General features: G+C 63.3%; 1 protein-coding gene. It reads left to right on the top strand.

All coding sequences use genetic code 11. The features are described 5' to 3' along the window. Positions 1 to 97: 97 nt before the first annotated feature. Positions 98 to 1,450, top strand: coding sequence for an IS1182 family transposase (locus CWO91_RS42155; protein ID WP_130221168.1), 1,353 nt, complete (start codon positions 98 to 100; stop codon positions 1,448 to 1,450). Positions 1,451 to 1,462 lie beyond the last annotated feature (12 nt).

A 1,462-nucleotide genomic window follows, 5' to 3' on the forward strand; every position in this document is an offset into this window, starting at 1 on the left:
TCATCCTGAGAGCGTGAGAATCTTTGTAGCAAATGGGCATTTGCCAGAGCTGCGGTGCTGTGATTCGATTGCATTGCGTGCGAGGTGAGGGCTGACGATGGCTGATGAGCAATTATTCGAGGACTTGCCCGAGCAGGAAAGACCGCGGGCCGAAGGGCGGGGTGCGCTGCGACTGAGGGTGCCGGAACGCAGTCAGATCGGCATGCAAATGGCGGCATTGGACGATCTGATTGCGGATGATCATCCGGTACGCTCGATCTGGGCGTTCGTCGAGGGACTTGATCTGTCGGCGTTGCATGACGTCATCAAGGCGCGCGAAGGCCAGCCCGGACATCCACCAGCGGCCCCGGAACTGATGTTGGCGCTGTGGCTGTGGGCCACGGTCGATGGGGTAGGCAGCGCCCGCCAACTGGATCGGCTATGCCGCGATCATTTGGCCTATCGCTGGTTATGCGGCGGCGTGTCGATGAACTATCATAGCCTGTCGACCTTCCGGATCGCGCATATGGCGGTTCTGGAGCGGCTTCTGGCGCAGGGCGTCGCGTCGATGGTGGACGCTGGCTTGGTGTCGCTCGACACATTGGCGCAGGACGGCTTGCGGGTACGCGCAAGTGCCGGGGCGAGTTCCTTCCGCCGGCGGGCGCGGCTTGATGATCTGCTCACCGCGGCGCAGACGCGGGTGGCGCGCTTGCGAGCTGAAGTCGAGACGGATCCAGCGGCTGGCGATCGTCGCCAGCGCGCGGCAAAGGAGCGTGGCGCCCGCGAGCGCGAGACGCGGATCGTGGCGGCGCAGGAGCGCATGAAGGAGCTGGCGGCCGAGCGGGAGCGGCGAGAGAAGACCAACAAGAAACAGGTGGCCAAGCAGAAGGAGCCGCGCGCTTCGACCACCGATGCCGAGGCGCGGGTGATGAAGATGGCCGATGGAGGATGGCGCCCGGCTTATAACATGCAGATCATGTCGGCACCGGCATACCAAGTGGTCGTTGCGGTCGACAGCGATACCAGCGGCTCGGATCGCGGCCTGGCCCGACTGGGGATCGAGACCGTGCATGCTGAAGGCTACGATCCCTCCAACTATTTGGTCGATGGCGGCTTCACCAAAAGCGACGACATCGAGTGGGCCCATGCCAAAGACATCAAGCTGTGGTGCCCGGCGGGGCAAACCAAGCATGGCACTGATCCCTATGCGCCGAAGAAAGACGACGGTGTTGGCGTCGCGGATTGGCGTGCACGCATGCAAAGCGAGGATGGCAAGGCATTCTACCGGCTGCGCGCCGAGCACGAATGCGTCAATGCCCATGCCCGCCGCATGGGCCTGCGCCAGCTATCGCTGCGGGGCAAGATCAAGGCCCGCATTCATCTGCTTTGGTTTGCGGTCGCTCACAACATGATGCGCTTGTTCGCGTTAGGCGACCGCGCCAACAGCAGCATAGCAGGAAGCTCATACTGAGAGCGGCGCCCC

It is taken from the genome of Bradyrhizobium genosp. SA-3, assembly GCF_004212635.1.
Taxonomy (GTDB): domain Bacteria; phylum Pseudomonadota; class Alphaproteobacteria; order Rhizobiales; family Xanthobacteraceae; genus Bradyrhizobium.